Source organism: Lacisediminihabitans sp., assembly GCF_036569425.1.
In the GTDB taxonomy this organism is placed as follows: Bacteria; Actinomycetota; Actinomycetes; order Actinomycetales; family Microbacteriaceae; genus Lacisediminihabitans.
In genome coordinates, this window is the sequence record NZ_DATCQQ010000022.1 from 1 (window position 1) to 26,459 (window position 26,459).

At 67.7% G+C, this 26,459-nt stretch carries 27 protein-coding genes and 1 pseudogene; 17 read left to right on the forward strand and 11 right to left on the reverse strand.

Annotated elements, in window-relative coordinates; genetic code table 11:
• Positions 1 to 61 precede the first annotated feature (61 nt).
• A complete protein-coding gene (locus tag VIM54_RS04210) occupies positions 62 to 349 on the forward strand; it encodes an HU family DNA-binding protein (RefSeq protein WP_147784258.1) in 288 nt (95 codons plus the stop codon).
• Between the two features lie 177 nt (positions 350 to 526).
• The gene (locus tag VIM54_RS04215) at positions 527 to 2,488 is read left to right on the forward strand and encodes a cytochrome c oxidase assembly protein (protein ID WP_331899415.1); all 1,962 of its coding nucleotides are present in this window, start codon (positions 527 to 529) and stop codon (positions 2,486 to 2,488) included.
• 11 nt (positions 2,489 to 2,499) lie between these two features.
• Here the strand turns inward: VIM54_RS04215 and VIM54_RS04220 are convergent, their stop codons facing one another.
• On the reverse strand, positions 2,500 to 3,471 hold the full coding sequence (locus VIM54_RS04220) for a hypothetical protein (RefSeq protein WP_331899417.1): 972 nt from the start codon (positions 3,469 to 3,471) through the stop codon (positions 2,500 to 2,502).
• Positions 3,472 to 3,593: 122 nt separating this feature from the next.
• Between VIM54_RS04220 and VIM54_RS04225 the strand changes: the two genes are divergently transcribed.
• Positions 3,594 to 4,892 (forward strand): ATP-dependent DNA helicase, encoded by a 1,299-nt coding sequence (locus tag VIM54_RS04225; protein WP_331899419.1) that lies wholly within the window; start codon positions 3,594 to 3,596, stop codon positions 4,890 to 4,892.
• Positions 4,893 to 5,048: 156 nt separating this feature from the next.
• Positions 5,049 to 5,567, forward strand: coding sequence for a DinB family protein (locus VIM54_RS04230; RefSeq protein WP_331899421.1), 519 nt, complete (start codon positions 5,049 to 5,051; stop codon positions 5,565 to 5,567).
• 5 nt (positions 5,568 to 5,572) lie between these two features.
• On the opposite strand, the gene VIM54_RS04235 is transcribed toward VIM54_RS04230, so the two are convergent.
• The 5 genes from VIM54_RS04235 to VIM54_RS04255 all read right to left on the reverse strand — a co-directional run bounded on the left by VIM54_RS04235 (position 5,573) and on the right by VIM54_RS04255 (position 10,695).
• Positions 5,573 to 6,460 carry a carbohydrate ABC transporter permease gene (locus VIM54_RS04235; protein WP_331899422.1) on the reverse strand — a complete coding sequence of 296 codons (888 nt, stop codon included), beginning with the start codon at positions 6,458 to 6,460 and terminating at the stop codon, positions 5,573 to 5,575.
• On the reverse strand, positions 6,457 to 7,455 hold the full coding sequence (locus VIM54_RS04240; RefSeq protein ID WP_331899424.1) for a sugar ABC transporter permease: 999 nt from the start codon (positions 7,453 to 7,455) through the stop codon (positions 6,457 to 6,459). Before VIM54_RS04240 ends, VIM54_RS04235 begins: the two co-directional genes overlap by 4 nt.
• Positions 7,452 to 8,858 carry an N-acetylglucosamine/diacetylchitobiose ABC transporter substrate-binding protein gene (gene ngcE, locus VIM54_RS04245; RefSeq protein ID WP_331899425.1) on the reverse strand — a complete coding sequence of 469 codons (1,407 nt, stop codon included), beginning with the start codon at positions 8,856 to 8,858 and terminating at the stop codon, positions 7,452 to 7,454. The genes VIM54_RS04240 and ngcE overlap by 4 nt, the downstream gene beginning before the upstream one ends.
• Before the next feature lie 68 nt (positions 8,859 to 8,926).
• A complete protein-coding gene (locus VIM54_RS04250; RefSeq protein ID WP_331899427.1) occupies positions 8,927 to 9,694 on the reverse strand; it encodes an SIS domain-containing protein in 768 nt (255 codons plus the stop codon).
• A 26-nt stretch (positions 9,695 to 9,720) separates the two neighbouring features.
• Positions 9,721 to 10,695 carry a MurR/RpiR family transcriptional regulator gene (locus VIM54_RS04255; protein WP_331899429.1) on the reverse strand — a complete coding sequence of 325 codons (975 nt, stop codon included), beginning with the start codon at positions 10,693 to 10,695 and terminating at the stop codon, positions 9,721 to 9,723.
• A gap of 71 nt (positions 10,696 to 10,766) precedes the next feature.
• Here VIM54_RS04255 and VIM54_RS04260 point away from each other — a divergent pair, with 71 nt between their 5' ends.
• Genes VIM54_RS04260 through VIM54_RS04270 form a run of 3 tightly spaced genes read left to right on the forward strand, consistent with a single transcriptional unit; the run spans position 10,767 to position 14,670 of the window.
• Complete coding sequence (locus VIM54_RS04260; RefSeq protein WP_331899434.1) at positions 10,767 to 11,771, forward strand: N-acetylglucosamine kinase; 1,005 nt, start codon at positions 10,767 to 10,769, stop codon at positions 11,769 to 11,771.
• Positions 11,768 to 13,681 (forward strand): DUF5107 domain-containing protein, encoded by a 1,914-nt coding sequence (locus VIM54_RS04265; protein ID WP_331899435.1) that lies wholly within the window; start codon positions 11,768 to 11,770, stop codon positions 13,679 to 13,681. The genes VIM54_RS04260 and VIM54_RS04265 overlap by 4 nt, the downstream gene beginning before the upstream one ends.
• Positions 13,678 to 14,670 (forward strand): Gfo/Idh/MocA family oxidoreductase, encoded by a 993-nt coding sequence (locus VIM54_RS04270; RefSeq protein ID WP_331899437.1) that lies wholly within the window; start codon positions 13,678 to 13,680, stop codon positions 14,668 to 14,670. Before VIM54_RS04265 ends, VIM54_RS04270 begins: the two co-directional genes overlap by 4 nt.
• A 6-nt stretch (positions 14,671 to 14,676) precedes the next feature.
• Here the strand turns inward: VIM54_RS04270 and VIM54_RS04275 are convergent, their stop codons facing one another.
• The 5 genes from VIM54_RS04275 to VIM54_RS04295 all read right to left on the reverse strand — a co-directional run bounded on the left by VIM54_RS04275 (position 14,677) and on the right by VIM54_RS04295 (position 18,581).
• Positions 14,677 to 15,324, reverse strand: coding sequence for a dienelactone hydrolase family protein (locus VIM54_RS04275; protein WP_331899439.1), 648 nt, complete (start codon positions 15,322 to 15,324; stop codon positions 14,677 to 14,679).
• Between the two features lie 68 nt (positions 15,325 to 15,392).
• Entirely contained in the window at positions 15,393 to 15,776 is a 384-nt protein-coding gene (fliW, locus tag VIM54_RS04280) for a flagellar assembly protein FliW (RefSeq protein WP_331899441.1), read from the reverse strand.
• The gene (gene flgL / locus VIM54_RS04285; protein WP_331899442.1) at positions 15,773 to 16,654 is read right to left on the reverse strand and encodes a flagellar hook-associated protein FlgL; all 882 of its coding nucleotides are present in this window, start codon (positions 16,652 to 16,654) and stop codon (positions 15,773 to 15,775) included. Before flgL ends, fliW begins: the two co-directional genes overlap by 4 nt.
• A gap of 3 nt (positions 16,655 to 16,657) precedes the next feature.
• A complete protein-coding gene (flgK, locus tag VIM54_RS04290) occupies positions 16,658 to 18,085 on the reverse strand; it encodes a flagellar hook-associated protein FlgK (RefSeq protein ID WP_331899444.1) in 1,428 nt (475 codons plus the stop codon).
• A 10-nt stretch (positions 18,086 to 18,095) separates the two neighbouring features.
• Positions 18,096 to 18,581, reverse strand: a complete 486-nt coding sequence (locus VIM54_RS04295) for a flagellar protein FlgN (protein WP_331899446.1) — start codon at positions 18,579 to 18,581, stop codon at positions 18,096 to 18,098.
• A gap of 478 nt (positions 18,582 to 19,059) precedes the next feature.
• On the opposite strand from VIM54_RS04295, the gene VIM54_RS04300 reads away from it, so the two are divergent.
• From VIM54_RS04300 to VIM54_RS04345, 10 genes and pseudogenes are all read left to right on the forward strand, one after another.
• Positions 19,060 to 19,872 carry a sigma-70 family RNA polymerase sigma factor gene (locus VIM54_RS04300; protein ID WP_331899448.1) on the forward strand — a complete coding sequence of 271 codons (813 nt, stop codon included), beginning with the start codon at positions 19,060 to 19,062 and terminating at the stop codon, positions 19,870 to 19,872.
• Positions 19,873 to 19,988: 116 nt separating this feature from the next.
• The gene (locus VIM54_RS04305; protein WP_331899450.1) at positions 19,989 to 20,822 is read left to right on the forward strand and encodes a flagellin; all 834 of its coding nucleotides are present in this window, start codon (positions 19,989 to 19,991) and stop codon (positions 20,820 to 20,822) included.
• Positions 20,823 to 20,980: 158 nt separating this feature from the next.
• Positions 20,981 to 22,366: a flagellar filament capping protein FliD gene (gene fliD, locus VIM54_RS04310; RefSeq protein WP_331899452.1), complete on the forward strand. Its 1,386-nt coding sequence runs from the start codon at positions 20,981 to 20,983 to the stop codon at positions 22,364 to 22,366.
• 5 nt (positions 22,367 to 22,371) lie between these two features.
• Positions 22,372 to 22,800 (forward strand): flagellar export chaperone FliS, encoded by a 429-nt coding sequence (gene fliS / locus VIM54_RS04315; RefSeq protein ID WP_331899454.1) that lies wholly within the window; start codon positions 22,372 to 22,374, stop codon positions 22,798 to 22,800.
• A gap of 31 nt (positions 22,801 to 22,831) precedes the next feature.
• Positions 22,832 to 23,113, forward strand: coding sequence for a hypothetical protein (locus tag VIM54_RS04320; RefSeq protein WP_331899456.1), 282 nt, complete (start codon positions 22,832 to 22,834; stop codon positions 23,111 to 23,113).
• A 130-nt stretch (positions 23,114 to 23,243) separates the two neighbouring features.
• Entirely contained in the window at positions 23,244 to 23,585 is a 342-nt protein-coding gene (locus VIM54_RS04325; RefSeq protein ID WP_331899458.1) for a flagellar basal body rod protein FlgB, read from the forward strand.
• Positions 23,585 to 23,977 (forward strand): flagellar basal body rod protein FlgC, encoded by a 393-nt coding sequence (locus VIM54_RS04330; RefSeq protein ID WP_331899460.1) that lies wholly within the window; start codon positions 23,585 to 23,587, stop codon positions 23,975 to 23,977. The genes VIM54_RS04325 and VIM54_RS04330 overlap by 1 nt, the downstream gene beginning before the upstream one ends.
• The gene (gene fliE / locus VIM54_RS04335; protein ID WP_331899464.1) at positions 23,977 to 24,282 is read left to right on the forward strand and encodes a flagellar hook-basal body complex protein FliE; all 306 of its coding nucleotides are present in this window, start codon (positions 23,977 to 23,979) and stop codon (positions 24,280 to 24,282) included. Before VIM54_RS04330 ends, fliE begins: the two co-directional genes overlap by 1 nt.
• Complete coding sequence (gene fliF / locus VIM54_RS04340; RefSeq protein ID WP_331899462.1) at positions 24,282 to 25,892, forward strand: flagellar basal-body MS-ring/collar protein FliF; 1,611 nt, start codon at positions 24,282 to 24,284, stop codon at positions 25,890 to 25,892. Before fliE ends, fliF begins: the two co-directional genes overlap by 1 nt.
• Positions 25,889 to 26,459, forward strand: a pseudogene (locus VIM54_RS04345) (flagellar motor switch protein FliG); the annotation flags it as partial. The gene fliF and the pseudogene VIM54_RS04345, both read left to right, overlap by 4 nt.

Consider the following 26,459-nt stretch of genomic DNA (forward strand, 5'->3'; position numbering starts at 1 on the left):
GAACTGTTCTCTTGAGCAGGAATGTTTGTTCTGCAAAGCACAACGTCCGAGGAGGACTTCAATGGCTGACAAGTCACTAAACCGTACCGAGCTCGTCGCGGCAGTTGCCGCTGAGTCTGGCCAGAGCCAGGCTGCAGTGAACGGCGTCCTTGACGCACTGTTCTCCACTCTCGCCACGTCCGTCGGCGAAGGCACGAAGGTCACGATCCCGGGCTGGCTCGCGGTCGAGCGCACTCACCGTGAGGCTCGCGCCGGTCGCAACCCGTCCACGGGTGAAGCGATCCAGATCGCGGCTGGTTACGGCGTGAAGGTCAGCGCCGGCAGCAAGCTCAAGGCGGCAGCGAAGTAGTTCGCTTTTCGTTCACGAAAGGGGATGTCGACCGTCTGGTCGGCATCCCCTTTCGTCGTTAACCGGCGGGGACATTGTGGAGTGTGCGCCCGGCCCGCTCGAATAGGCTGGATTCCGTGCCAGGGCTCGTGAGGATTGTGGAGTGTGCGCCCAGCCCGCTCGAATAGGCTGGATTCCGTGCCAAGGCTCGTGAGGATTGCCGGGCCAGCCCTGTTGCTGGTCGTCGCGTTCCTGTCCCTCCTGGCCGCCCTGCAGTTCGGCGGAGCGGCGGATGCCCCGGCCGTCTTCGACCCCGGTGCGTTCGTGCGTTACGGCCTGCCGATCGCCACGCTGCTCGGCAACCTGGGCGCCGCCGCGACGATCGGCGCCCTCGTGCTGGTCTGCTTCGCGCTGAGCGACAGCGAGCCGGAGTTCGGCAGGACCATCGACATCGCCGCGGCCGCGGCCGGCGTCTGGACGGTCACCTCCGGGGTGACCGGCTTCCTCACCTTCATGAGCTTCGACTACGAGCCGGTCACCCTCGACTCACAGTACGGCGCCAAGCTCGGCCAGTTCCTCACCGGCACCGAGCTCGGCCAGGCCTGGCTCGCCACGACCCTCGTCGCCGCGGCGGTCACCGTGCTCTGCTTCGCCGTGCGCAACCACACGGCCATCCTCTTCTTGGCCCTCTTCGCCGGCGTCGGCCTGGTGCCGACGGCGCTCCAGGGCCACTCGGCGGACGCGGCCGGGCACGACGCGGCCACGACATCCCTCGGCCTGCACCTCGTGTTCGCCGCGGTCTGGCTGGGCGGGCTGCTCACCATCGTGCTCATCCGCCCGACGCTCGAGCGCGGACGCCTCGGCCCCGTGCTCTCCCGGTACTCGACCCTCGCCGTGATCTGCTTCATCGTGGTGGCGCTGTCCGGCTACGTGAATGCGGCGTTGCGGGTGGGAACGCTCGCCGCCCTCCTCACGCCGTACGGCATCCTCGTGCTGGTCAAGGTGTTCGCCCTCGGCTCCCTCGGCCTGTTCGGTCTTGTGCAGCGGCGGTTCCTGGTGGTCAGGATGCAGCGGGCCGAGAACGGCGGAAGTCGCTTCTTCTGGTGGCTGGTGGCGGCCGAACTCGGTTTCATGGGCCTCGCGACCGGAGTGGCGGCGGCGCTCGCCAAGACCAGGACGCCGGTGTCCCAGGCGGCGGTCACCACGACGCCGGCCTACATCCTCACCGGGGAGCCGCTGCCGCCGGAGCTCACCTTCGCCCGCTACTTCACCGTCTGGCGCTTCGATCTGCTCTGGATTCTCGTGGTGGCCTTTCTGGCCTTCTTCTACCTCGCCGGGGTCTGGCGGCTGCACAAGCGCGGTGACCGATGGCCGTGGTACCGCACGGTGCTCTGGCTCGCCGGCCTCGCGCTGCTGTTCTACGTGACCAACGGCGGAGTCAACGCCTACGAGAAGTACCTCTTCAGTGCCCACATGCTCGGGCACATGCTGCTCGGCATGATGATTCCGGTTCTGCTCGCCCCGGCCGCGCCGATCACCCTCGCGCTGCGCGCCATCGCGAAGCGCACCGATGGCAGTCGCGGAGCCCGGGAGTGGATCATGCTCTTCGTGCACTCGCGGGCGAGCGTCGTGCTGACGAATCCGATTGTGGCGGCGGTGCTCTTCGCCGGCTCGCTCTGGGTCTTCTACTACACGCCGCTGTTCAGCTGGGCCACCACCGACCACATCGGCCACACCTGGATGATCGTGCACTTCCTCGTCACCGGTTATCTCTTCGTGCAGTCGTTGATCGGCGTCGACCCGGTGCCGAGGCGCGCCTCCTACCCGCTCCGCCTGCTCATCCTGCTCGCCACGATGGCCTTCCACGCCTTCTTCGGCCTGTCCCTGATGACAGGAACCGGCCTGCTGCTGGCCGACTGGTACGGCGCGATGGGCAGACCGTGGGGGCAGAGCGCCATCATGGACCAGCAGACGGGCGGCGGTATCGCCTGGAGCGTGGGCGAGATCCCCACGATCATCCTCGCCATCACGGTCGCGGTGATGTGGAGCCGCAGCGACGAGCGGGACGCGCGGCGGCTCGACCGTAAGGCCGAACGCGACGGCGACGCCGACCTCGCCGAATACAACGAGATGCTCGCGGCTCGCGCCCGGCGCGGCTAGCTCCGGTTCGCTCAGTACTCCGCGGTGATGAGCAGGCCGCCGCCAGGCTGCAGGGTCACGAGGTAGCTCACGGTGAACGGCACGTCCTCGTCGACGGTGGAGAGGCTGCCGTCGAAGATCGACTTGACCGCCACGGTGAGGTGCGCGGTGCCCGTCGTCTCGGGCACGAGCCAGGTGTCGGCAGCCGTGCCGGGCACGATCGTCACCCGCGGGCTCTTCACCGTCGACCAGCGGGGGGCATCCTGGATGCGGTCGCCGATCTGCTTGCCCATCGGGCATCCGGTCGGCAGCAGCACGCGCTGGGTGACGCACGACGCGAGGCTCGCGTCGAGCTCCTTCTGCACCTGGGCCACGAAGGCGCGGTTCGCCTGGATGTCCACCTTCGCCGCGACGGTGCTTGCCGGGGCGCTCACGAGCACCCGCGTCGTCGGGGCGGCGAGGAAGGTTGAGCGGTGGTCGAGCGCGACCGATGCCGGTGTCAGCACGAGGTAGTCGCTCGGCTTGTTCGGGCCGCCCGCCGCCACCAGGTTCACGCCATTGGCGGAGAACGAGTCGTCGTGCAGGGGGGTGACCGCGAGCACGCTGAGCGGGCTCTCGGCGAACCGCCAGGCCGAGAACAGCCCGAGCCGCGCGCCGACGTGCTCCACCACGAAGGAGGTCTTCGCGGTGCTCCCTCCGAAACTGTAGCGATACGCGACCGTGTGCCTGCCGTCACCGTCGTCGGTGTCGGTCTCGAGGCGGATGTCCGCGAGGTTGCCGAGCGCGTCCGGCGTGAGCAGGGCGGCCGAGATCGCGGTCGACCGGGCGACACCGGGAGTGGCGAGAGCGGCGTCGACGTCCTTGCGCGCGAGGGCGTGGAGATAGGAGTTCACAAAACCGCTCGCGCTGTAGACCGTGAGATTGAGCGTGACGACAGTGCCGACGAATGCCGCGACGAGGATCGAGAAGATCACGAGCCACTTCGTGAGCACTCTGCGGTCCATCCCCACATCCTAAGCTTCCGGGTTCGGCGCGATTCCGTGCACACGGGGTGGTCTCCGGCCGAGTCGGTGTCGTACGCGGGTAGATTGGTGGGGGTGTTCGGCGAACAATCGGAGGGTTCTGCATGAGTGGTTTCGCCCTCTCCGCCGAGCAGGCGGCGGTGTTCGAGACGATCGAGGGCACCCGCGAGAGCATCTTCGTCACCGGTCGGGCCGGCACGGGAAAGTCGACGCTGCTCAACCACCTGGCCTGGAACACCGACAAGCAGGTGGTGATCTGCGCCCCGACCGGCGTCGCGGCCCTCAACGTGGGCGGCCAGACCATCCACTCCCTCTTCCGCCTGCCGATCGGGGTCATCGCCGACCACGACATCGACCAGAGCGCCGACCTGCGCAAGCTGCTCAACACGATCGACACGCTCGTGATCGACGAGGTCTCGATGGTGAACGCGGATCTCGTGGACGCTATCGACCGCAGCCTGCGGCAGGCCAGGCAGAAGCCGTTCGATGCCTTCGGCGGCGTGCAGGTGGTGCTGTTCGGCGACCCGTACCAGCTCGCGCCTGTGCCGGGCGATGCCGACGAGCGTGCATACTTCGCCGACCAGTACCGGTCGATGTGGTTCTTCGATGCCAAGGTGTGGGAGGAGACCGACCTGCGCATCTTCGAGCTCAACACGATCCACCGGCAACACGAGGCCGAGTTCAAACACATGCTCAACGCCGTGCGGCACGGCCAGGTGACGGCCGAGATCGCGGCCAGGCTCAACGAGACGGGAGCCCGCCCGGCGCCCACCGACGGCACGATCACTCTCGCGACCCGAAACGACACAGTCAACCGCATCAACGCGGCCGAGCTCGCCCGCCTCCCGGGCCGGGTGCTCACCGCCAAGGCGGAGATCACCGGGGAGTTCGGCGGCCGGGCCTTCCCGGCCGACGAGGCCCTGCAGCTCAAGGTCGGGGCGCGGGTGATGTTCCTGCGCAACGACGCGAGCACGGATGGCGGGCAGCGCTGGGTGAACGGCACGGTCGGCACGGTCACCCGCATCGCCTCGACCGTCTTCGTGGAGGTGGACGGCGAGGTGCACGAGGTGCAGCCGGCGATCTGGGAGAAGTTCAAGTACACCTACTCGCCCAACACCAAACAGCTGCGCAAGGACATCGTCGCCGAGTTCCAGCAGTTCCCGCTGCGGCTGGCGTGGGCGGTCACCATCCACAAGTCGCAGGGCAAGACCTACGACCGCGCCATCGTGGACCTCGGATCGGGCACCTTCAGCGCCGGCCAGACCTACGTGGCGCTCAGCCGCCTCACCGAGCTCGACGGGCTGTACCTGAGCCGCCCATTGCGTCCGAGCGACATCCGGGTCGATCCCGACGTGGAGCGGTTCATGAGCCGCGCGGCGACGATCCCGGCCATCGACGCGTAGGCTTCCCGCCGCGCGGCGCACAGTGAAGCACCGGCCGCACCTGGCTGGGTAAGCGCGACCGGAACCCGGCCGTCTCCGAGCTGGGGTTCGCGGGCTTCGGCAAGGTTGGCACGATATCTACGGCGGCCTGTCGTGCCCGTGGTGCACGATGGAGGCATGCCGATCATTCCCGACACGAAGAACTGGACCTGGGTGCTCGAGCGGCCATGCGAGGAGTGCGGATTCGACGCATCGACCCTCTCGGAACGCGATGTGGCCGACCTCATCCGGGCCAACGCGACGCGATGGCCCGCCGTGCTCGAGCGCGACGACGTGCGGGTTCGCCCGGACGAGCGCACCTGGTCGGCGCTCGAATACGCGGCGCACGTGCGCGACGTCTTCCGCATCTTCGACGGCCGACTGCACCTCATGCTCGAGCAGGATGACCCGGTGTATCCCAACTGGGACCAGGACGAGACCGCGGTGGTCGAGCGCTACGGCGAACAGGATCCGCGGGCGGTAGGCGAGGAGCTCGCCGCCGCTGCCGCGACGCTCGCGGCCACTCTCGACGGCATCCCGGATGACGCCTGGGGCCGGCCGGGACGGCGGGGCGACGGCGCGCACTTCACCATCGCGACGCTCGCGCGCTACCTCGCGCACGATCCGCAGCACCACCTGTGGGACGTGCGCGGGTAGAACCGCTACTTGCTCGCGCCCTGCGACACGGAGCCCTGCAGCTGACGCTGGAAGATCAGGTAGACGATGAACACCGGAACGATCGTCATGACCGCGCCCGCGAACAGCTGGCCGAAGTTCACCGAGTAGCCGGCCTGGGAGGCGAACGACGCCATGCCCTGGGTGAGCACGTAGTTCTTCGGATCGGTGTTCAATGCCACCGGGAGCAGGAACTGGTTCCACAGCCCGACGAAGTTCAGGATGGCGACCGTAGCGAGCCCCGGGCGAGACATCGGCAGCATCACCTGGAAGAATGTGCGCCACTCGCCCGCGCCATCCAGCGCCGCCGCCTCGGCGATCGAGTTGGGCAGCGCCTTGAAGAACGAGAACAGGAAGAACACGGTGAACGGCAGCGCGAATGCCGCGTAGGTGAGGATGAGGCCGGGCAGCGTGTTGAGCAGCCCGATGCTCTTCAGCACGAAGAACAGCGGCACGATCGCGAGGAAGATCGGAAATGTGAGACCGGCGAGCATCAGGTAGTAGATGGCCCTGTTGCCCGGAAACTGGAACCGGGCCAGCACGTACGCGCACATCGCCCCGAAGAGCATCGTCACCGCGAGCGCCCCGAACACGACGATCACCGTGTTGAGCAGGAAGCTGCCGATGCCCGCGGTCGTCCACGCCCCCACGTAATTGTCGAAGTTCCACTTCGACGGCAGCGAGAAGGGTGACGAGAAGATCTCGGAGCTCGTCTTGAACGACGACATGACCGTCCAGAGCAGCGGGAGCACCACGATGACGGACCAGACGGTGAGGATGGTGTGCGAGATCCCGCCGACGACCCGGTCACTCGTGGTCGACGCGGACTTGCGGGTGAAGGAGCGGCTGGGGGTCGCGGCCTTGATGGCGGTCATTCTGCTACCTCGTTGGTTCCACCGGTGAGCTTGTTGACGACGAAGACGATGCCGGCGAACACCAGGGTGATGATCGCGAGTACGACGCCCATCGCGCAGGCCAGGCCGAACTGGCCCTTGGTAAAGGCCGTCGTGAACAGCTGCTGCGCCATGACGAGCGTCGAGTTGTTCGGCCCGCCGCCCGGGTTCAACGCCGACATGTAGACGAAGGCGTCGAGCGCAAGTATTCCCATGTAGATGTATGCGGTCTGGATGTTGTCGCGAATGAGCGGGATCGTGATGGTGAGCGCCGTGCGGAACCGGCCGGCCCCGTCGATGCGCGCCGCCTCGAAGATCTCGGCCGGAATGCCTTTGATGGCCGCGACGAAGAGCACCATGTAGAAGCCGACCAGGCCCCAGACGATGACGAAGATCGTCGCGATCATGGCGGTGCGCTGCTCGCCCAGCCAGGCGAAGGACTGGAACTGGTCGAACCCGAGACCGGTCAGGATCCCGTTCAGCAGGCCGGCGCTCGGGTCGTAGACCCGTCCCCAGATGATGCCGATCACGATGGCCGGGATCACGTAGGGGAAGAACGACACGACGCGGTACACGCTCGAGTTGCGCAGCCCCCGCACCGGACCGTGGCTCGGCCCGCCGACGGTCAGGAGGGAGGCGAGCACGAGGCTCAACACCACCGTGATGATCGGCAGCACGATCACGAGGAGGAGGCTGTTGCCCACCGCCTTCATGAAGATGTCGTCGGAGAAGAGCTTGAAGTAGTTCGAGAGGCCGGTGAAGTTCATGCCGGGCGTGAAACCGGACCAGTCGGTGAGCGAATAGTAGAAGGCCTGGATGAACGGCCACACCACGAACAGGATGTAGCCGAGCACGGGAACGACAAGGAACACGACCATGAAGCTGATCTTGTCGAAAGTCAGGTCACGCCGGCTCCAGCGCCGACCGGCAGAGACTCTGCCGGCCGGCGCTGCAGTGGGAGGAACGACTGCGGTCATGTGACCGTGACCTTCTTCACCGAGCTGTCGTTGCGCACCTTATCGCTGATGGACTGCAGGCCGGAGGTGAGCTGCGCCACCGACGAGTCGCCCTGCAGGAACGTGTTCCACACCACGAGCTGGTCGGTGTTGAGCCCGTAGAGGTCGACGAAGTTCCACGAGAAGACGTCGCTGCCTGCACCCTCGAGCAGCTTCACCTGCGAGACGAGAGCGGTCGAGCCGAAGCCGTCCGCGGGGATGGTGCCCTTGACGATGGTCGACGAGAACGTCGTCTTGGCGAAGTTGACCGCGGCGTCGTGCGAGAGCATCGCGCGCAGGAACTCCTTGCCGCCGGCGACGTTCTTGCCCTGCGACGGAACGATGTAGCCCTCACCGGCTGTCGAGTGCAGCGCCTTCTGCGGGAGCTTGGACGAGGTGGTGACGCTGAGTTCCGGTGCCCCGGTCATCGTGAAGCCCGCCTTCGTCTGCGTCTTCATCTCGTTCTCGATCCAGCCGCCGGACGGGTACAGGATGAACTTCTCCTCGTTGCTCCACTGGGCCTGCGCCGCCGTGAATTGGGTCCCAGCGCCGCCGGGCTGCATGTAGCCGGCATCGATGATCTTCTTCAGGCCGTTGAACACATCCTGGATGGGCTTGAGGGACCAGCATCCGTCCTTCAGGTTCTCGAGGGCGAGCCGCACCTCGTCTCCACCCTCCTTGATCGCGGAGGCGATGGCCATCGTCTGGTAGTAGGTGGCCGCCTCCTTGCCCCAGCCGAACAGGTACTTGCCCTGGGCCTTCGCCTTCGCCCCGAGGGCGAGGGCCTCGTCGTAGGTGGTGGGGACAGTCCAGCCGTTGGTCTCGAACAGCGAGGCGGAGTACCACATGGCGTAGACGGTGAGCACGTAGTTGAGTTGCACGAACTTGCCGTCGAAGGTGCCCGGTTCGATCACGCCGGCGTACAGCGTGTCCTTGATCACCTTGCCCTCGAGGTTCTTCGCCTCGATCACCGGGGTGAGGTCCTCGAGCTGGGCGCGGATGGTGTTGATGCCGATGAGGTTGGCACCGCTGTTGTCGATGACGTCCGGCGGGTTTCCGCCGACGAATCGAGGCTGGAGTGTCTGCGCGATGTTGGTGGCCGCCGTCACCTTGATGGTGGACCCGACCTGGGTCTTCTCCACGATCTTGCCGGCGAAGGTGGCGTAGTCGATGCCGTAGCCGCCCTTGAAGATGACGGCGTCGACGGTGGACTTGTCGGCCATGCCGAACGGGTTCTTCGCCGAGACGGTGCCGCCGGGGGTCGTCGTGGCCCCTCCTCCGCCCACACACGAGGCGAGCATTCCGGTTGCCGGGATGAATACGGCGGCCAGGAGTGCGCCGCGGAGGAACTGACGTCGCTGGAGTGGCTTCTCTGTGATCGACATTCTGTACTACCTTCCATTCTTGGTGTGGCGGGTATTCGGTTTGAGGGTGCTGTGGGTGTGGGTCTGGGTCAGGCGAAGCGCGTGATGTTGTACTGAAGCTCGAGGGCCTTGTTGTGCTCGTCGCCGCCCGGAATGTTCGCCGAGATGTAGAGCGGTGGCGTCGTTCCGTGCTCCGCGATCAGCCGGGCCGTTCCGATGGTGAGGAGCTGGGCGATGTAGGCGGCGGTGATCGACGAGACCGCCCCGACCGGGATGCCGCCGGTGAGCTCGATCGTCGCGTCGCCGAACGGGGCGAGGTTGTCGATCACGACATCCGCCACGTCGCGCAGGCGCTTGCCGCTCGGGTGTTTGGGGTCGACCCGCATGGTGTGGTCGAGGCTCGTGACCGCGACAACCGGATGCCCGTGCTTCTTCGCCTCCAGGGCCAGCCCCACAATGGATCCGTTCACCCCCGAGTTCGAGGCGATGACGAAGACGTCGTCCCGGCCGGCGCCCGCGATCGCGTACAGCTGTTCGGCGATGTCGGGGTTGCGCTCGAGCGCCGAGCCGGCGAGGGCGCCGGCCTCGATGTCTCCGTGCAGCACGACATCCCGGAGCGCGATCTTCTTGGTGGGGATCAGTCCCCCCGCGCGGCCGGCGATCTCCATGGCGAAGGCCTCGGAGTGTCCGGTGCCGAAGGCCTGGATCACTCCGCCGCGCTCGATCGCCGAGGCGAAGAGGGCTATGGCGCCGTCGAGATCCCCGGCCCCGGCGCTCGCCGCCAGCGCCTCGATCCTGGACTGCACCTCGTGCGTGTACTGCCGGTCCAGGTCGGTCTGGGTGACGGTGTCTGGCACTGCGGCTCCTTCGTTCATTCGGGCGCTCATTCGATCATCTGCTGGGGTTCGCGGGCCTGCCGCATGGTGACCGGGGATCGCCGCGGTCGCCGGTGGGTGGCGACAGCGAGGGCGGATGCGGCGAGGTTGTTGGTGGTGCGGGTGAAGTTCTCCTGGGCGGTGAGCAGGTAGAGCAGGTCGAGAACCAGCAGCTGGCCGTGCTTGGCGGAGAGGTCATCCGGCTGCAGGAACTGCTCATGCACCGAGGTGACGATGGTGAGATCGGCGTTCTCGGCGAGGGGCGAGGTCGGGTTGTTGCTGATGGCCACGGTGAGGGCGCCGGCCCGGCCCGCCTCCCGGAGCATCTGGATGGTCTCCTCGGTTCGCCCGGAGTTGGAGATGCCGATCGCGACCGATCCGGAGTCCTGGAGGGCGGCACTGGTGAGCCCCGCGTGCACCTCGGACCAGACGTGGCTGCTCACACCGATGCGGTAGAGCCGCGCCTGCATCTCTTCGGCGAGGAAGGCGCTGCCGCCCACCCCGTAGATGTCGACGTGGCGGCTCGTGGCGATGCGTTTGGCAAGGGTTTTCATCAACGGGAGGTCGATGGCGGAGGCCGTCTCGCGCAGCGTGCGCGAGTGCGCGTTGATGAGGGTGCTGAGAACGTCCGCGGCCGAGTCGTGCGGTCCGAACGCGCGGCCGATGTCGGTCTTCCATGAGGTGCGGGCGGTGCTGCGGCCGAAGTCGGTCGCGATGCTCACCCGGAACGGCGCATAGCCGATATAGCCGATCAGGCGGCAGAATCGGGTGACCGTGGCGGCGGAGGCCCCCGCCTGCTTCGCCAGCTCGCCGATCGAGAGCTTCAAGGGGGCCTGGGGATACTCGAGCAGGTAGTCGGCGATCTTCGCCATTGCGCCGGACATCTCCGGGCGCCGCAACAGGATGCGGTTCGCCACTCCGGCGGCGTGCTCGCCGTCGACGGTGACGGCGGACGTTGGCTCGATGGTAATAACAACCTCCATATGGCTAACTACTGGAAAATTATTCTTACAGTACAGTGTGCTCAGTTCTCTAATATTTCGAAGAAGTAACGATGCGAAAAATTGTGGCAGTTGACGCCGGTGGCACTTCTTCGCGAGCCGTCGTGCTCGATCCGTCGGGAGACTGCCGGGGCTTCGGACGCGCGGGCGCCGGAAACCCGACGGCTGTGGGGATCGATGCAGCCGTCGAGGCGCTCGGTCTCGCGGTGGCGCGCGCCCTGGGGGCAGACCGAGGCGACCCGGATGCCGACTCTCTCGTGGTGATCGCCCTGGCCGGCGCCGAGACGCCGGTGTTCGTCGACCGTCTGGGCTCGCGATTCGCCGCCCTCGGCCTGGGTGGGGCAGTCGCGATCGAGCCGGACCTGCTCGGCACGTTCTGCTCGGGCACCGCCCTGGAGCACGGCTACGCCGTGATCGCCGGCACGGGCGCCATCGCGGCGCGCGTGAGCGAGGGAAGGATCCACACCGTGCGGGGCGGCTCCGGCTGGCTCCTGGGCGATACCGGGTCGGGGTTCTGGATCGGGCACCGCGTGGCGCGCGCGGTCGTCGCCGTCCTCGACGGGATCGGCCGGGAGACCGCGCTCACCGGCCTCCTGCTCGAGGCGACCGGGATCGAACGCACCGTGCGACGCATCCGGGGGCGCGCGGAGGAGCTCACACGTCTCGAACGCGCGCTGTACGCGCTGCAACCCGTGGAGCTCGCCCGGTTCGCCCCTCTCGCCTTCGAGGCGGCCGACGACCCGGTGGCCCGCGAGATTCTCGACGACGCCGCCGAGGGGATAGCCCGCATTCTCGCCGCGGCCGTGGAGACCGACGTCTCCGGCGCCGTCGTGCTCGGCGGGAGCGTGCTCGCGGCCGGGATGCAGCGGGCTCCCGCGATCTTCACCCACCGACTGCGGGCCGCGGCCGGGGATGCCCAGCTGATCCCGGTCGCAGACGGCGTGGTCGGTGCGGCGGTGCTCGCCCTCCGGCGACTCGGCATCCCGGTGGATGCCAAGTTTCACCGGCACCTGACCGGGGAGATCGACCGCGCCCGAGGCGCGGCGGCCATGCAATGACCCTCACCGTTGGCACCCGAACGATGGCGATGGCCGATCTCGGCCCGCCGGATTCGATGCCGATGCTGGGCGCCCCGCTCGAGTCGCCATACGTCATCACCGGCGACCTGCCGCCGGAGATCATCGAGGGCTCGACCTACGGCAATCCGTCGAACCTCTACCCGTACCAGGAACAGAACGGCTACGGCCGCACCCTCTCCGAGCGCTCGGTCACGACCGTGGTGCTCGAGAACGATCGACTGCGGGCGGTGTTCCTGCCCGAGTGGGGCGGGCGGCTCTGGGAACTGTTCGATAAGAGCAGCGGCACGCACCTGCTCCACTCGCCGGACACCATCCAGTTCGCCAATCTGGGACTGCGCAACGCCTGGTTCGCCGGCGGAATCGAGTGGAACATCGGCACGCGGGGCCACTCGCCGATGACCGCGAGCCCGCTGCATGCCGCGATCGTTCGCACCCCGGACGGCCAGGAGGTGCTGCGGATGTGGGAGTTCGACCGGTTGCGCGAGGTCGTGTTCCAGGTGGACGCGTGGCTCCCGGCTGACTCGGCCGTGCTGTTCGTGGCGGTGCGGGTGCAGAACCCGAATGCCCTGACGGTGCCGATGTACTGGTGGACGAACGCGGCGGTACCGCAACGTGAAGACACCCGGGTGATCGCCCCGGCCGACTCCGCGTTCGCGAGCGCCTACGAGGGGGGGATCACCCGGGTGGCCGTGGCGACGGGCGGGGCGGACTGGACCCGGCCCGCCCGCAATGCGCGGGCGCGGGACTTCTTCTTCGACATCCCGCTGCACCGCGTCCCGTGGATCGTGGCCGCGGACCGGCACGGCGACGGCCTCGCCATGCTCTCCACGGGAAGGCTCCGCGGGCGGAAGCTCTTCGTCTGGGGGCAGGGACCGGGCGGCGATCGCTGGCAACGCTGGCTGTCGCCGGAGGGCGGGCGGTACACCGAGATCCAGGCCGGCCTCGCCCTAACCCAGTTCCAGCATCTCGAGATGCCGCCGGGCGCCGACTGGAGCTGGCTGGAGGCATACGGCAACCCTGGGCTCTCGCCGGAGACCGCCCAGGGCGCAGACTGGCCCGCCGCCGTGGCCGCCGCCGAGCGGAGCGTCGCCGAACTCGCGGACCCCTCGACGCTCGAGGCGGCGCACGCCGCGGCGCGATCTTGGGCCGACCTCGCACCGAGCAGCAGCGTTCTCACCGGTAGCGGCTGGGGAGCCCTGGAGGCGGCGCGCCGCCACCGCCACGGCCTCGGTTGGCTCGACGAGAGCGGCACCCCGTTCGACCCGGAGACGATCACCGGCGAACAACGGCCATGGCTCGACCTGCTCGAGGGCGGCACTCGGTTCGGCGGAGCCCCCGGCTTCGTGCGCGGCGAGGACTGGGAGGCCCTGTGCGCGGCGACCGGCGCCGGGGCGGCCGCCTCCCTGCATCGCGCGATCATGAGACACGCGGCGGGCGATGGTGATGCGGCGGAGTCGCTCTACCGGCAATCCCTCAGGGGCGGGCCGAGCGCACACGCCCACCGCGGACTCGCGCAACTGCTGTTGTCGGCCGGCGATACCCGCGGCGGGCTCGACCAGTACCTCCTGACGTGTGCGCTCGAACCGGGCGACGCACCCCTGCGCATCGAGGCCGTGTCTGCATCGATCGCCGCGGGCTCGGCCGACACCGCCCTCGAGCTCCTGGGCTCCGACCAGTCGACGAATGGCCGGTTGCGGCTACTCCGGGCCCAGGCCCTCGCGCTCGTCGGCGATGGCGCCGGGGCGGCGGCGATCCTGCGCGAAGGAGTCGAGGTGGCCGACCTGCGGGAAGGCGAGAATGCGATGGCCGAGCTGTGGCTCCGGGTGATCCCCGCGGAGCCGGTTCCGCCCGACTACCAGTTCAGCATGACCGAGGAGGAGACCGGATGACCGGCATCGCGATTGTCGGGCGCGGCGCGATGGCGCGGGCGCACGCGAGGGCGTGGAGCGAGCTCGGCCTCGGCGAGAGTATCGGATATGTCAATACCCTGACGGACGGCCCGCCCCTGCCGTTCGCACCCCTCGCCCGGTTCGAACCAGACCTCCGTGTCGTGCTTCGCGACCCCGACGTGCAGATCGTCTCGGTGTGCACCCCAACCCCGACCCATGCCGGCATTGCCCTCGAGGCCCTGCGGGCGGGTAAGAGTGTGCTGCTGGAGAAGCCGATCGCCCTCACGATCGCGGAGGCACTGGCCGTCCGCGACGAGGCCGCGCGGAGCCCCGGGGTGCTGATGGTGGCGCACGTCGTGCGCTTCTTCGAGGGCTACCGGGCCATCCGCGAAACGTTCGAGGCCGGCACGCTGGGTGCAGCGCTGGCCGTTGCCGCCGGTCGGTTCGGCCCGGCCCCTCGCCCGTCGACCTGGTGGCACGACGAGTCGAAGTCCGGCGGAATCGTCGTGGACTTCAGCATCCACGACTTCGACCAGCTGAACCTGTTTCTCGGTCGTCCGCTCTCGGTGACCGCGCGCCGGGCGCGACCGGACGGCCCGGTCGAGGCGACCGTGGACTACGCGGGCGGCGGGGTGGGCCACGCGACCGGCTTCATGGGGATGCCGGCGGGCTTCAGCTTCGCCTCATCGCTCGACGTGGTCGGCAGCGCCGGACTCGCCGACCACCGGTTTTCGCGCGCGCTCGACTCCGCGGTGCCGGGTGCAGTCCAGGACACCGTGCGGGTGCAGACCGCGGCGGGGACGAGCGAGCGGGCCATCGCCGCGCACAACCCGTACCGCAGCCAGGCCGAATACTTCCTCCAGTGCGTGCGCACGGGTGCCGCGCCCGACTTTTGTCCGGTCGACGACGCCGTGCTGGCGCTCGCCGTGGCGCTCGCCGCGAAGCAGTCGCTGGACTCCGGATCGCCCGTGGGCGTCGTAACGGTCTGACCGGAACTAGTCGATGAGGTGGTCTTCGAGGAACGACGCGGTGCGCGCAAAGGCGAGCGCAGCGGCTGCCACATTCACCCGCTCGGGTATCGTCGCGTTGGCGAACGAGTGCACCGTGCCGAGAGAGGTGAACTGCGTGACCGGCGTGCCGTGGTCCTTGAGACGGTCGATGAAGCTCTCCGGATCCTCGCCCTCGTCCCACTCGTCGACCTCGGCGAACTGCAGGAGCACCGGGCAGGGGAGCACGCCGTGTTGCGCCGGCCCGAGCGTCGCGTAGTAGGCGACCACGGCATCCGATGATCCCCCCTGCGCGTGTAGCAGGGCCAGCCAGCCCCCGGCGGAGAAGCCGACGACCCCCACGCGCTGGCTGCCCTCGGCGCGGGCGGTCTGGATGATGTCGTCGACGGTCGAGAGCGCCGTCGCGACGTCGAGTTGGTTGAGCAACTGCTCGGCCGTCGCCTCGTCCGTGGTCGCCACACCGTCGAAGAGATCGGGCACCACCACCCGGAAGCCCTGGTGTTCGAGCCCGCGGGCGTAGTTCTCCAGCCAGGGCAGGCGCCCGAACCAGTCGTGCAGCAACACCACGAGCGGGCCGCCGGGTTCGCCATAGTAGAACGGTACGCCGGGAGAGGGGATGGGAACGATTTCGGTCATGCCGGCCCTTCAGAGAGCGGAACGGGTCTCGTTTCCGCCACTCTAGCCGACGGGTCTGCAGCCCAAATCTAGGCCGAAGCCGTGGCGAGTTCCGCCTGGAGGGACCAGTCCTGGCCCTCGAGAATGACCTGCGAGCTCGCGCCCGAGAGCAGGTTGACCACGATCGGCGCCATGAGGTTGAGGCGGGTTCCGCCCTCGCCGGGGTTCGCCACGACGAGCACCATCGCGTCTTCGGCGGCGGTCAGCCCGAGCGCCGCACAATGCTCCTCGGAGAGGATCGGGCCGTACTCGGGCAGGAACACCGCCGCGTCGAGCACGAAGAGCCGGATGCCGTCGTTCTGCACGGCGCGCAGCGAGTACAGGCCGGCCGCACCGTCGATCTCGGTGAGGGTGAAGTCGGTGAGCGGGTCGAGGCCGGGCGGCGGCGTCACGAACGTGAGTGCGGCGCTCATCGGAGGAAGTCCATGAGCGTGGGCTGCAGCGTGCGCGAGGTGACGGCGAGGGCGGACTGGTAGGTGACCTCCTGCTGCTTGAGCTGGAGGACCACCTGGCTCAGGTCGACGTCTTCGATCGACGAGCGCTGCGCCTCGAGCGCATTCGACTGCTGCAAGTTGGTTGCCTCCGCCTTGTTGACCTGGGCCTGGTTCGCACCGATGGCGCTCTGCTGGGAGAGCGCGGCGTTCAGGTGGGTGTCGATGGTGGCGAGTTGGCTGCCCACGTTCACGCCGCTGCGCAGGTCGGCCACGATGGTGTCGACGAGCGCGAACACCGAGCCGGCCCCGGTGCCGAAGACGGCAGCGCCGTCTGCATCCACCCGCACGGTCGTGCTCCCGTCGAGGCGACGTGTGACAGGGTTGCCCGTGCCGCTGAAGGCGTAGCTCGGGTCGAATGCGACGCCGGCATCCGAGGTGCCCGCAAACACCGTGCGACCCGCGTACTTCGTGTTCGCCTGGCCGAGGAGATCGCTCCTGAGTCCCTCGAGCTCCTTGGCGATGGCCTCCTTGGCCGACGGTGAGAGCGCACCATCGTTTGCCCCCTGCACGGTGAGGTCACGGACGCGGCGGAGGATGTCGGTGGTGCTGGAGAGGGCGGAGTCGATGGTGGTGAGCCAGGCGTTTCCGTCGTCGATGTTGCGACCGTACTGGGCCGTGGCGGCCTGGTCGACGCGCACGCGAAGCGAGTTGGCGGTGCCCGTCGGGTCGTCGGACGGCTTACCGATCTTCTGCTGGCTCGACGCGAGCGCCTGCACCCGAGCGAGTTGCGCCGCGCTCGACTGGAGGTTGCGCTGGGAGGTGGCCATCATCGTCTGGCTCGTCACTCGATTGACCATGGGCTATCTCCCGACGATTCCGGTGCGGTTGATGAGGGTGTCGAGCATCTCGTCGACGGCGGTCATCACGCGCGCTGCACCCTGGTAAGCCTTCTGGAACATCAGCATGTTCACGTTCTCTTCGTCCATGTCCACCGAGGAGTTGGCGAGCTGAGCGCTCGAGGCCGAGGTTGCCGCGGTTTCGGCGAGGGTCGCCTGCTGCACGGCAGACTTCGTGGCCACGCCGATGCCGGTGACGAACTTGGACCAGACGGAGTCCGGAGAAGTCGGTCCGGTACCGAGGGCGGCGATAGCGTCACCGTTCGAGCCGTCCAGCGCGCCAGAGCCGGCCTTCGCCGTGGCGATGTCGCCGACGCCCGTGGCCAGCACCGAGAGGCCGAGAGCGGCCGGGCCGGTGGGCGCGATCGCGAAGAAGTCGAGGCCGGTGGCCCCGGTGGAGGTGACCCCGGCGGAGTGCACGGCGTTGACCGCGGTGGCCAGATAGCTCGCGAAGTTGTTGTAGCTCGCGGCGGCCTCGGCGAGGGCCCCGCCCGTTCCGGTGGCATTCGCCGAGGCGAGGATCGCCACCGCACCGGCCATCTCCCCGGACTCGGCGCCGACCGGCACGCCAGGCCGGTTGGCCCAGGCGAGAGCGACCGGAATGCCGGCCGCCCCGGCCATGATGTTGCTGCCGGTGACCGTTACGGGCTGGAAGGTGTCTCCGGAGACGAGGGCGTTGCCGCCGATGAGCACGTCGGCCGTGCCATCCGGGAGCACTCGCACCGTCGCGCCGGTGAGGGCCGCGATCGTTGTCGTGAGGGTGTTGCGCTGGTCGAGCAGTTCGTTTACTGAGCCGCCGGTGGCGAGCGTGCTGCGGATTCGGGCGTTGAGGTCGGCGACCTGGGTACCGGCATCGTTGAGCTCGCGGGCCATCCCGTCGAGCTGCCCACGCACCTGCGTCCACTGGGCGTCGACCGCCTGGTAGCCGCTCGCGATGTGGGAGGCGAGCGCGGTGGCATCCGAGATCAGCACGCCGGCCTGGGCCGGCTTTCCTGCGTTGTTGGCCATCCCCTGCCAGTCCGCCCAGAAGCCGGTGAGCTGAGCAGAGAGCCCGTTTGCTCCTGGCTCCTGCAGCGAGCCGTCGACGGCGCTGAGTGCGTTGGCCTTCACCGCGAGGTTGCCGGAGGTTGCGGCGGAGTTGCGCACCTGGGAATCGAGGTAGATGTCGCCGAGGCGTGCGACGCCGGTCACGGCCACGCCCTGGCCGATCCGTACGACGCCGCCGGAGAGCCGACCCACCTGGGACAGGGCGCCGAGGGAGGAGGTCGTCACCCGCTGGCGGGTGTAGCCCGTCGTCGTGGCGTTGGTGATGTTCTGCCCGACCACGGACAGGCCCTGCCGGGCGGCCGAGAGGCCGGTGTATGCGGTGTTCAGGCCGCTGAAGGTGCTCACGCGACGGTCCTCACAGGGTCAGGTCGAAGATTCGGGCGGCGCCGGTCGGCGCCGCGGAGGTTCCGTTCGAGTCGTAGGTGCCCGCCTCGGTGACCCCGTCGGCCTGTGCCTCCTGCACGAAGCGGATGGCGGTGCGCAGGTAGTGCTCGTTGAGGTCACGCAGTTCGCGGATCTGGTTGGTCTGTTCGGTCATCGCGTGGAGGTGGGAGCCGAGGATCTCAGCCCATGGTCCCTCCGGCGCAGCGTCGACGAGCTCGCGCAGGGTGGCGTTCTCGTCGGCTCCCCACTCGGCGGCCACGGACGCGACCTCCACCGTGCGGGCCAGGCCGGCGGCACGAAGGCGCTCCATCACCTGTTCGACCTCGCGGGTCGCGTATTGGAGCCAGCGGGACTTGCCGGCGGTGAGCAGGAACTGCTCCTCCTCGAGCTTGAACGTCAGGAGCTCGAGCAGCTCTCGTTCGCGCCACAGGCACGCCGACAGTTCATTGACACTCATCGCACTCCCAGTCCGGTTGATCATGTGGACGGAGGCGTGCACCGTTCGCTCTGCCCGCCGTCGGGTGTCCACCTCTTCCACGGGTGAACTATCGGCAAGGGTACTCCGCGCGTTAGTCGGAACCATGGATGCTTTCCGGAGACCGCCTGTTGGCCGGTGTCCGCTAGAAGGAGGACTTAACCGGCGGAATGGGGTACGTGAACCCCCGGACTGGGGGCAGGAATCGAGCAAACAGCAGGGAAGCGACTGGTTTTTTGGGGGTCATCCGCCTATAGAGTCGCAACAGATCGAGGCGAACAGCCCACCGATTCCACCGCTTCACCACCCGCTCTACCCCCCCCCGAGACGCCCCGAGCAACACCACGTTTCACTCGCACGACAAGCGCTTACCCGAGCAGATCTGCAACTCGGCACTCGCCCCCATCGGGGCGGCCGCCGAAATCATCATCGTCCAGTTTGCACACGGGGGCCAGGCAACGTGAATCGCACAGAACGCAACCAGTTGGTTGTCGACAATCTTCCGCTCGTCGGGTACCTCGTTTCCGAGGTCTGGGCCAGGGCGACGCACCTCTCGCGGGACGATCTGGCCTCGGCCGGCTCCGTCGCGCTCATCACCTCCGCCGACTCCTTCAACCCCGAGCTCGGCATTCCATTCGGGGCCTTCGCCCGTCGCCGCATCATCGGCGCGTTCGCGGATGAGATGCGCTCGAGCGACTGGGCCACCCGAGGCGCCCGCCGCCGGATCAAAGAGACCATGGCCGTGCAGGAGACCCTCACCGCCGCCCTCAGACGCGTGCCGAGTATCGACGAGATCGCCTCGGCGATGGGTGTCGACCGCGCGGAGGCCGAGGCCGGCCTCGCCGACGCCTCACGCACCGTCTCCGCGCTCGATGACACGACGGCCGAGTATCTCGTCGCGGACACCGCCCTGCCGGAGGAATCGCTGCTCTCCGCCGAGCGCCTCGGTTTTCTCAGCGCCGCCGTCGTCGCACTGCCGGAGAAGATGCGTTACATCGTCAACGGGATCTACTTCGAGGACCGCTCGGTGAAGGAGCTGGCCGACGAACTCGGCATCACGCATTCGGCGGTCTCGCAGCAGCGCGCCGAGGCGATTCGCCTGCTCAAAGACGGCCTCGAGACCCACTACTCGGACACGAGCGCCGAGTACACGCCGGTGTCCCGCATCGCGCCGGCCACCCGCAGCGCCTATCTGGCCAGAGTGGCAAACAACGCCATGGCCGGAATGGCGAACCTCGCGCACCCCGCGCCGGCCAACGCGGCGGCGTCATAAAAAAGAAAAAGAATTTGGTATCGCGCCTAACGCCCCAGAGCGTTCGGTCGATAACTCTCAGTGTCGGACCACGGATGGGCCGATTCGAATAACCCAACATCACGGAGGAATACATCATGGGTATGCAGGTCAACACCAACATTTCGGCACTCAACTCGTACCGGAACCTCAGCAACACGCAGAACGATCTCGCAAAGTCGCTCGAGAAGCTCTCCAGCGGTCTTCGCATCAACCACGCCGCGGATGACGCAGCTGGTCTCGCAATCTCCCAGGGTCTGCAGTCGCAGGTCGGAGGCCTCACGGTCGCCAGCCGCAACGCGCAGGACGGCATCAGCGTCATCCAGACGGCTGAAGGTTCGCTCTCCGAAGTTCAGACCATCCTGCAGCGCGTTCGTGACCTCGCCGTTCAGTCCGGTAACGACTCGAACAACGCAGACTCACGCACCGCAATCCAGACCGAAGTTACGGCGCTCGGCTCGGAGCTCACTCGGATCAGCACGTCCGCCAACTTCAACGGCACCCAGCTGCTGACCGGCGCGGCGACCACTGCTGGCCTGACGTTCCAGATCGGTGCGGGTTCGGTCGCGGCGAACGACCAGATCAATGTGAAGACCACCGACGTCGCCGCGATTGCCACCGCAGTCAACGCGATGACCTTCACCGACAGCACTGCGGCGCTGGCGTCGATTGCGTCTGCCGACACGCAGATCACCTCCGTTTCGACCGCTCGTGCCAGCCTCGGTGCGCAGCAGAACCGTTTCGAGAGCGTCATCCGCAACCTCAGCGTCTCCACCGAGAACCTGACGGCGGCGAAGTCACGCATCACGGACACCGACATGGCGTCCGAGATGGTCAAGTACACGCGCTCCAACATCCTGGCCCAGGCCGGCACCGCGATGCTCGCGCAGGCCAACCAGGGCAACCAGGGCGTGCTGCAGCTCCTGCGCTAGATCGGATAGCTCGGCCGGCGTGTAACAAGCAACGCCCGGCGGCTCGTCGCGGAGGGAACTGGACCTCTCGATGTGATGGCCGCCGGGCGTTTACCGCACAGCAGGCTCCACCCGCACCACCCCACCACCCGCCAGACCAGACGAAGGAACACGGGACAATGGCAATCTCCCTTGACGGCCTCTCGAGCGGCCTCGACACCACGTCCCTCATCACCCAGCTCATGACGGTCGCGGCCCAGCCGCAGACCCTGCTCAAGGGACAGGTCAGCACCACCAACTCCGAGCTAAGCGCCTTCCAGGGCCTGAACAGCCGGCTCGCGACCCTCGCCGATGCCGCTACTGCGGCCGCAAAGCCCTCCAGCCTCGACCTCTACTCCGCCACCAGCTCCAGCACCGGGCTCGCCGTCACGGTCGCCACCGGCGCGAGCGCCGGCGAGCTGCAGGTGGTGGTGAGTGCACTCGCCCAGTCGCAGATCGGGGTTTCCGCGGCGATGGCGGCCTGGCCGTCTCCGTCGACGATCACCATCGTCGGCCACTCGGGCACACCGCTCGAAATCACCCCGGCCTCGAACTCCCTCGACGACGTCGTGTCCGCCATCAACGGTTCGACCGCGGGTGTCAGCGCCATCAAGGTCGCCTCGGGCTTCGACGGGAGCGGCAACCAGCTATACCGCATCCAGTTCTCCAGCACGACGACCGGCGCCGACTCCGCCTTCTCCGTCTATCAGGGCACCGCTTCGGATGTCGCGGCAGGCACGGCCACGAACGTGCTTACCGCTCCAGGCAGCGCGGTCATCAGGACGGCACAGGATGCGAGCATCAAGTTGTTCGCGGGAACAACGGCCGAACAGGTCATCACGTCGTCGACCAACACCTTCACCGACCTGCTGCCGGGAGTCACCGTCACTGCCTCCGCGGTCTCGGCAGTCCCGGTGGCGATTTCGGTGGCGCGAGACGACAAGAAGATCAGCGACGTCGCGAGCGGCCTCGTCGCGTCGGTGAACAGCGCGTTCGTGCTGATCGCCGCGCAGACCGCAGTCTCCACCTCGACCGACGCGAACGGGGTGACCACCACCAGGGCCGGGGTCTTCGCGGGAGACAGCACCATTCGCGACATCCGCCAGAAGACCCTCGACGCCGTCGGCCTGCCGATCAACGGGCACTCACCATCCGAGTACGGGATCTCGGTGGATCGCACCGGCACGGTCACCTTCGACTCCGACAAGTTCGCCGCCGCGCTCGCCGCCGACCCGACCACGACGATGGCGGCGATCCAGACGGTGGCGACCAGGCTCGCGGCCAGCTCGACGGCCGCCTCCGACAAGTACGACGGAACGCTCACCAACCGGATCACCGGTGACCAGACCCAGCTCAAGAGCCTCGGTGACCAGATCTCCGCGTGGGACACGCGACTCGCCATCCGCAAGTCGACTCTCGAGCGCACCTTCTCCCAGATGGAGGTCATGCTCAGCAACCTGAAGGCGCAGTCCGCCGCGCTCAGCTCGCAGCTCTCCTCGCTTTCGACTTCGACCACCACGGGATAGGGATCATGACGATGACGATGAGCGCGCAACGCTCCCAGTACAACAGGGACGCGATCCTGTCCGCCTCCCCGGTGCGGCTGCTCACGATGCTCTACGACCGTCTGCTGCTCGACCTCGGCCGTGCCGAGAAAGCCCACAGCGCAGAGGACTGGCCTGTGGCCTCCTCGAACCTGCTGCACGCTCAGGCCATCATCTCCGAGCTCACCTCCTCGCTGAAGGTGGAGCTGTGGGATGGCGGCCAGGGCCTGCTCTCCCTCTACAGCTACACGACGAGCCTGCTGGTGATGGCGAACGTCAAGCGCGACGCGGGAAGCATCCGCGAGAGCATCGAACTGCTCGAACCGCTCAGGCAGGCCTGGCACGAGGCGGCCGGCCAGCTTTCCGTGCCGGAGAGCGTGTCGACCGGCGAAAGCCGGGAGCTCGGAGTTGCCTAGCTCCACGGCGAATTGGGACAATTGGGCTTCTGTGCTGAACGCCATGGAGGCGAGCATCGCGGCGGCCAAGTTCCCCGCTCCCAACCCGGGAGACGATGTGGGCGGGGCACCCGTGTGGGTCATGCCGACCTACCTCGGACCGATGCCGGCCGACCTCCGTTCGCGCGCCAACCGCATCCTGGGCGAGCAACGCGAATCAATCGAAGCCCTCGAAGAGCGCAAGAGAGTGACCGGAAGGCACCTCGCCGCGATCGAGGCCGTGCCGCCGGCACATCCCGGCGACAACGCCGCCTATCTCGACGTCACGAGCTGACCCCCCCCCTTCGGGGCGAACTCCTAACGCTCGACTGCGAGCGGTCGATAGTTAGTTGTACACGAGCACGGATCGCTCATCGGAAGGCCACGGATCGGCCGTATTGTCCTCAACGACGAAACGGACGACTGTGCTCGAATCGGTTACTTCCGCCGCGCTCAACAGCGCCCTGGACGGTCTGGCCCTGCGCCAACGGACGATCGCCAACAACATCGCGAACGTCAACACCCCCAACTACCACGCCAAGCGCGTCGTGTTCGAAGATGCCCTCGTGAAGTCGGTCGAGGCAGGCAACGGGCACGTCACCGCGGTCGTCAAGCGGTCGCTCGAGCCGACCCAGCTCAACGGCAACAACGTCAATCTCGACACCGAGACGCTGTCCAACATCGACACGGTCTTGCGCTATCAGTTCGCGAGCCAAGCCGCCGGCAACGAGTTCGCCGCCCTTCGCGCCGCGATCAGGACGAGCTGATGACCTTCGACGCGATCGGCATCGCCGGCACGGGGCTCACGCTGCATCGCAAGTGGCTCGACGCCGTGGCCGATAACATCGCCAACGTCAACACCGCCAAGCCGACGAATGGCGCGGCTTTCCAGGCGCGCTACATTGTGGCCCAGGAGGGCGAAGGCACCTCCGGCGTCTACGTCACGGGAGCGGCCTACGGCAGTGCGGTGGGGCGTCTCGTCTACGAGCCGGCCAACCCGCTCGCCGACAAGGAGGGCTACGTGCGCTACCCAGACATCGACCTCGCCTCGCAGATGGGCCAGCTCATCATGGCCCAACGCGGCTACCAGGCGAACGCCGCGGTCGTCGACCGCGCGAAAGAGACTTACCAGGCAGCACGCCAGATCGGACGCAGTTGATCAACGTCGCGGGAATCACCTCGGTGCAGGGCGTAACGGGCACCGGCTACCTCCCCTCCGTCTCCGGTACGACGTCGACGAGCGCGTCGGGGTTCGCCACCGAGCTGTCGAGCGCCGTCGACGGGCTCCAGCAGCAGCAGTCCATCTCGAATGATCTCGCGATCAAGGCCGTCACCGGCAACCTCGACGACATCCACAACGCGACGATCGCCTCGACCCGCGCCCAGGTCACGCTCGAGCTCGTCGCCGCCGTGCGCAACAAGGGCGTCGACGCGTTCAACGAGATCATGAGGATGCAGTCCTGATGCCGACCCAGGTCACTTCGGCGCTGCGGCGCCTCGCGCACACCATCCGCGAGTTCACGATCGCCCAGCGCACTGTCGCGATCATCGGTGTCGCCGTGCTCACCCTCGGAATCGTCGCGCTCACATTCTGGATCACGAAGCCGTCGTACACCCCGCTGTTCTCGGGGCTCAGCGCCACCGACGCCAACACCATTGTGGAGCAGCTGCGCACCGACGGGGTGGAGTACGAGATCACGAACGGCGGCGGCACGATCATGGTGCCGGAGGCCAACGTCTACGACGAGCGTCTCAAGGCCGCGGCCGCCGGGCTGCCGTCATCGACCACCGGCGGGTACTCGCTGCTCGACAAGATGGGCGTCACGGCATCCGAGTTCCAGCAGAACGTCACGTACAAGCGAGCGCTCGAGGGTGAGCTCGCCAACACGATCGAAGCCATGAAGGGCGTCAAGACCGCCTCCGTGCAACTCGCGATCCCCAAGGACACCGTCTTCGTCTCGGAGAAGACCGACCCGACCGCGTCGGTGTTCATCGCGACCGAGAACGGCGTGACCCTCAACGACGACCAGGTTCAGGCTATTGTGCACCTCACCTCGGCCTCGATCGAAGGCATGAAGGCGAGCGACGTTTCGGTGATCGACGCGCAGGGCATCGTGCTCTCCGCGGCGGGGGTCGGAGCGTCGGGCGCCGAGGGCAAGGTCGCCTCCGACTACGAGTCCCGCGTGCGCTCCTCGGTGCAGGCGATGCTGGACAAGGTCGTCGGCCCCGGCAACGCGACGGTCGTCGTCGCGGCCGATATGAGCCAGAACTCGGGCCAGCGCACCGAGGAGACGTTCACGTCACCCACCGACGCGCCATCGCTCAACGTGTCGTTCTCGAGCGACGCCACAGGCGGCACCGCCGGTGGCTCGAGTTCGAGCACCGGCGTGCTCGGACCGGACAACATCGCCGTTCCGAGCGGTGTCCAGACGAGCGGCACGGTCACGTCTCAATCGGTCACCAAGAACAACGCCATCAACAAGGTAACCGAGTCCACCACCATTCCGGCCGGCGCGATCACGCGCCAGACGGTATCGGTGGCCCTCAACTCGAGCGTCGCATCCGGTCTCAACATCGCCAACGTCAAGGCGCTCATCAACGCGGCGGCCGGCATCGACAAGACGCGCGGCGACCAGGTCGCCGTGGAGGTCGTGTCGTTCAACAAGGTCGGGGCGGTACAGGCCGCGAAGGCGCTCGCCGCAGCGGATGCCGCCGCCGCCGCCGACCGCACGGCCGGCATCATCCGCACGGCTATCACGATCTTCGGCATCGCCATTCCCGCGACCGTCGCGCTCTTCCTGATCGCCCGCCGACTGCGTCGCCGCAACGAGGAGGAGCAGGAGCTGCGGGACATGGGCGAGCTCGCCGAGATGCGCGCAATGATGAACGACCAGACCATGCCGATCGCCCTCTCGGCGCCGGCTCCCGCCTCGCTCACCTACACCCAGGTGCCGCCGCTGGAGCCGGGCGACAACGACCGCAAGCGGGCGGAGATCGACGCGCTCGCCGCGAAAGACCCGCAGCGCACCGCCGACTTCCTGCGCGGCCTGATGGACGACAGGCAGCCGGCATGAGCGATGCCGTCGGCGTGCTGACCGGCACCCAGAAGGTCGCCATCGTTCTCATGAACATGGATCCGCTGCGGGCCGCGGACGTCATGAAGCAATTCAACGACGCCGAGGCAGAGGAGATCGCGGCGGAGATTATCCGCCTGCGGCGCGTCGACACCTCGGTGGCCGAGCGCACGATCGGGGAATTCCACGAACTCACGATCAAGGGCGGCCGCACCGCGCGCGGCGGCAAGGATTTCGCCGCTGGGCTGCTCGAGGCCTCGTTCGGCTCCGAGCGCGCGGCGGGCGTCATGAACCGCGTGGCGTCATCCATGGCCGGCCGTGCCTTCGAGTTTCTCGACACCGCCGAGCCAGGCCAGCTCATCACGCTCCTGGACGGGGAGCTTCCCCAGACGATCGCCCTCGTGCTGGCCCACTTGCGTCCCGAGCGCGCCTCGCCCGTGCTCTCCGCCCTCGACCCGCAGTTGCGCACCGATGTCGCGCAAGCAATCGGCACGATGGGCACCGCGGCCCCGGAGGCCGTGCGGATCGTCGCCGACAACCTCAAGCAGCGCGCGAGCGCCGTTGTGA